Origin of the sequence: Tibeticola sp. (assembly GCF_022759015.1) — a bacterium.
In the GTDB taxonomy this organism is placed as follows: domain Bacteria; phylum Pseudomonadota; class Gammaproteobacteria; order Burkholderiales; family Burkholderiaceae_C; genus Tibeticola; species Tibeticola sediminis.
In genome coordinates, this window is sequence record NZ_JAEMQB010000020.1 from 1 (window position 1) to 4,009 (window position 4,009).

At 68.7% G+C, this 4,009-nt stretch carries 4 protein-coding genes; 3 read left to right on the forward strand and 1 reads right to left on the reverse strand.

Annotated elements, in window-relative coordinates; genetic code table 11:
- The 3 genes from JHC36_RS01390 to infA form a co-directional block, all read left to right on the forward strand.
- On the forward strand, positions 1 to 976 hold a 976-nt coding region (locus tag JHC36_RS01390), incomplete at its 5' end, for an acetolactate synthase large subunit (protein WP_287914924.1).
- Positions 977 to 1,082: 106 nt separating this feature from the next.
- Positions 1,083 to 2,777 (forward strand): ABC1 kinase family protein, encoded by a 1,695-nt coding sequence (locus JHC36_RS01395; RefSeq protein ID WP_287914927.1) that lies wholly within the window; start codon positions 1,083 to 1,085, stop codon positions 2,775 to 2,777.
- A gap of 190 nt (positions 2,778 to 2,967) precedes the next feature.
- The gene (infA, locus tag JHC36_RS01400) at positions 2,968 to 3,222 is read left to right on the forward strand and encodes a translation initiation factor IF-1 (protein WP_124223042.1); all 255 of its coding nucleotides are present in this window, start codon (positions 2,968 to 2,970) and stop codon (positions 3,220 to 3,222) included.
- Positions 3,223 to 3,279: 57 nt separating this feature from the next.
- Here infA and JHC36_RS01405 read toward each other — a convergent pair.
- Positions 3,280 to 4,009, reverse strand: a 730-nt coding sequence (locus JHC36_RS01405; RefSeq protein ID WP_287914931.1) for a 3-deoxy-7-phosphoheptulonate synthase, incomplete at its 5' end; no start/stop codon positions are given.

Genomic DNA, 4,009 nt, shown 5'->3' on the forward strand with positions numbered 1-4,009 from the left:
GCGGCTGTTTTCCGAGGTTTTTCCTACGCGGCTCGAGCGTGGCGCGGGCCTGCCGCCGATCGAACGGCTCGCCTATCTGGCCGAACTCGCTTCGGTGCAGCTCTCGGGACTGGAGCATTTGATCCTGGTCGACGCCAAGTCGCCGGTGTCCTTCTTTGCCTATCCGGGCAAGGCCAGCGACCTCGTGCCCGCGGGCTGTCAGGTGCACACGTTGGCCGGGTTCGACGAGGACGTGGTGGCCAGCCTTTCGGCGCTCGTCGCCGCGCTTGGCGCCGAGCGTACGCCGCCTCGGGTGCAGCCCGCGCAGCGTGCGCCGCGGCCGGGCGGCAAGTTCACGGCCGACAAAGTCTGCAAGGCCGTCGGCCACCTGTTGCCCGAAGGTGCCATCGTCGTCGACGAGGCGCAGACCTCGGGCCTGCTGCTGCCGCTCTACACCGCCGGCGCACCGCGCCACGACTTGCTCACACTCACCGGCGGCGCGATCGGGCAGGGCTTGCCCAACGCGGTCGGCGCTGCGCTGGCGTGCCCGGGGCGCAAGGTGATTGCGCTCTCGGGCGACGGCTCGGCGATGTACACGCCGCAAGCCTTGTGGACGATGGCGCGCGAGCGGCTCGATGTCGTGAGCATCGTGTTCAACAACCGCGCTTACGCCATCTTGAACGTGGAGCTGCAGCGCGTGGGTGCGCTCGGCGCGGCCGAGAAGGCGCGCGCGCAGTTCGACCTGCGCCAGCCGCCGATCGATTTCGTGCAGCTCGCGCAAGGCATGGGTGTGCCCGCCCAACGCGCCACGAGCACCGAGGGCTTCGTGCGCGCACTCGAGCAGGCGCTGGCCACGCCGGGGCCGCACCTGATCGAGGCGGTCGTGCCGCCCACCCTCACGGGCCTGAAGCTGCGCGTGCTGCCGCATCTGCTCGAGTCCCTGGCCAGCCTGCCACGCCCGCTGGCCCGCGGCCTGAAGCGGGCGATCGCGCCCTGAGTTTTAGATCAAAATGGCGCTTCGCCGGCATGAATCAGCCGTTCGTTGCTATTAAAAAAGGACCTTGACGGGTGCGCCCAACTGCCGGGTTTAGGATGATCGCTCCATGCTGATCGATACCTTGTTTGCCGCGCGTGACCTGGCCCGGCTCAAAGAAATCGCCTCGGTACTGGTGCGGCACGGTTTCGGTGAGCTCGTCCGGCGCTTGGGCTTGGCGGATCGGCTCGAGCGCGCGGGCCATGCGCTGCACTGGGACCATGCGGCCGACCTCGCGCGCCTGCCGGCGCCGGTGCAGGTGCGGCTCGCGCTGGAGGAACTGGGCCCGACCTTCGTCAAGCTGGGCCAGATCCTCGCGGGGCGGGCCGACCTGTTTGGCCCCGAGTGGATTGCTGAGTTTGAAAAGCTCCACAGCCAGGTTCCGGCGCTGCCGATCGAAGCGCTGCGGCCGCAACTGCGCGAGGACCTGGGCGCCGAGCCCGAGGCGGTGTTTGCGCGCTTCGATGCCCAGCCGCTCGCGGCGGCATCGATTGCGCAGGTGCACGGCGCGCGTCTGCAGGACGGCACCGAAGTGGTGGTCAAAATCCGTCGCCCCGGCATTGAATCGGTCATCGAGGCAGACCTGCGGCTCATGGCGCGGCTTGCGGCGCTGGCCGAAGCGGAATGGCCCGCCCTCAAGCCCTACCGGCCGCAGCAACTGGTGCGGGAATTTGCGCGTTCACTGCGCCGCGAACTCGACCTCGCCAACGAGTGCCGCAACGCCGAGCGGATCGCGGCCAATCTCGCGGCGCTGCCGTACATCGTGATTCCGCGGGTGTATTGGGACTGGACCGGAGCGCGCATCAACGTCCAGCAACGCATCGAGGGCGTGCCCGGCGAACGCATCGACGCGCTCACCCCCGAAGCCGGCTTCGACCGCGAGCGGCTCGCGCGGCGCGGTGCCCACGCGGTGCTCAAGATGATCGTGCAAGACGGCATCTACCACGCCGACCCGCACCCCGGCAATGTCTTCTACTTGAGTGGCAACCGCATCGCCTTCATCGACTTCGGCATGGTCGGCCGCTTGTCGGAGCGTCGGCGCGAGGAACTGCTGAGCCTGCTGCTCGGTCTGGTCGAGCGCGAGCCGCGCGCGGTGGCCGACGTGCTGCTCGAATGGGCGAGCGATGGCCATGGCGCCGATCTCGCGCAGCTCGAGCGCGAAATCGAGGCCTTCGTCGACCAGTACCACGGCGTGCCGCTGGCGCAGCTTCGGCTCGGCCAGATGCTCGCCGACGCGACCGCCATCCTGCGCGAGCACCAGTTGGGGCTGCCCTCGGACCTGGCGCTGCTCGTCAAGGCCTTCATCACGCTCGAAGGCCTCGGGCGCAGCCTCGACCCGAACTTTCACATGGCGGCCGAAGCCACCCCGCTGCTGCGCCAGGTGCTGCGTGCGCGCTACGAGCCGCGGGCGCTTGCTCGGCGCGCCTGGGGCACGCTGCGCCGTGCGCTCGGCGTCGTCGAGCACCTGCCCGACGATGTCGCCCAGATCCTGCGGCAGGCGCGGCGCGGGCAGCTCAACATTGCGCTCGACATCGTGCACCTCAAGCGTGTGGGCGATCAGATCGACCGTGCGGCCAACCGGCTCGCCATGGCGCTCGTCATCGCCGCGCTGGTGATCGGCTCGTCCATCGTCATGACCGTGCAGGGCGGCCCGACCCTGCTGGGCCTGCCGCTCTTCGGTCTGCTCGGATTCCTCGGCGCGGTGGCGGGTGGCCTGTGGCTGATCCGCGCCATCCGGCGCAGCGGCCGCTCGGACGAGGACTGAACCTAAGGCAACGCTGAACAAGTCCCTCGCGCGTCGCGCATCCTGGCGTCCCGGCACGAATGTTGCATTTCTGCTACACTGGTCGATTCCCCAGAGCGCTGGGCGGTTTCGGTTGGCATCCGGAGTGGTTTTGGCGTGGGCAACCCAGCATGGGGCGACCCGCCTCCATGCGACTATGAAGGACCACACCATGGCCAAAGAAGAACTGATCGAGATGATGGGCGTTGCCAGCGAGGTGCTGCCCGACTCGCGCTTTCGCGTCACGCTCGACAACGGGCACGAATTGATCGCCTATACCGGCGGCAAGATGCGCAAGAACCACATCCGCATCCTCGCGGGCGATCGCGTCTCGCTCGAACTCTCGCCCTACGACCTCACCAAGGGCCGCATCACCTTCCGACACATCGAAGGCCGCGGCCCCTCGGCGCCGCGCCGGCCGCGCTAAGGCAACGCAGAATCCGTTCCCGCGATGGCGCGAGCCCACCCGCGGCGGGCGAGGGATTCATGCCGCAGCCGTGTGCGGATTGCGTTGGCGGCGCAGTTCCACCGCGGCGGCGAGGCCTTCGAGCACCGGTACCGTCTGCTCGAAACTGATGCACGCATCGGTCACCGAGACGCCCCGGCGCAGCGGCTGGCCGGGCACGATGTCCTGCCGGCCTTCCTCGAGGTGGCTTTCGATCATCACACCCATGATGCGTGCTTCGCCCGCCGCCACCTGCGCGGCGACGTCGGCGGCGACGTCGATCTGGCGCGCATGCTGCTTGCTGCTGTTGGCGTGAGAGACGTCCACCATGACCTGCTCGCGCAGACCCGCAGCCTGGAGCACCCCACAGGCGGCGGCGACGCTCGCAGCGTCGTAATTCGGCGTTTTGCCGCCGCGCAGGATGACGTGGCAGTCCGGGTTGCCGCGGGTTTCGAAAATCGCTGCCTGGCCCATCTTCGTCATGCCCATGAAGGCATGGCTGGCCTGCGCGGCGACGAGGGCGTCCACCGCGACTTTCACGCCACCGTCGGTGCCGTTCTTGAAGCCCACCGGGCAGGATAGGCCGCTGGCGAGCTGGCGGTGGCTCTGGCTTTCGGTGGTGCGCGCGCCGATGGCGCCCCAACTCACCAGGTCGCTGATGAACTGCGGCGAGAGCAGGTCCAAAAACTCCGTGCCCACCGGCAGGCCGAGCGCCAGGATGTCGAGCAGCAGCGCACGCGCGCGCTCCAGTCCCTCATTGATGGCGAAA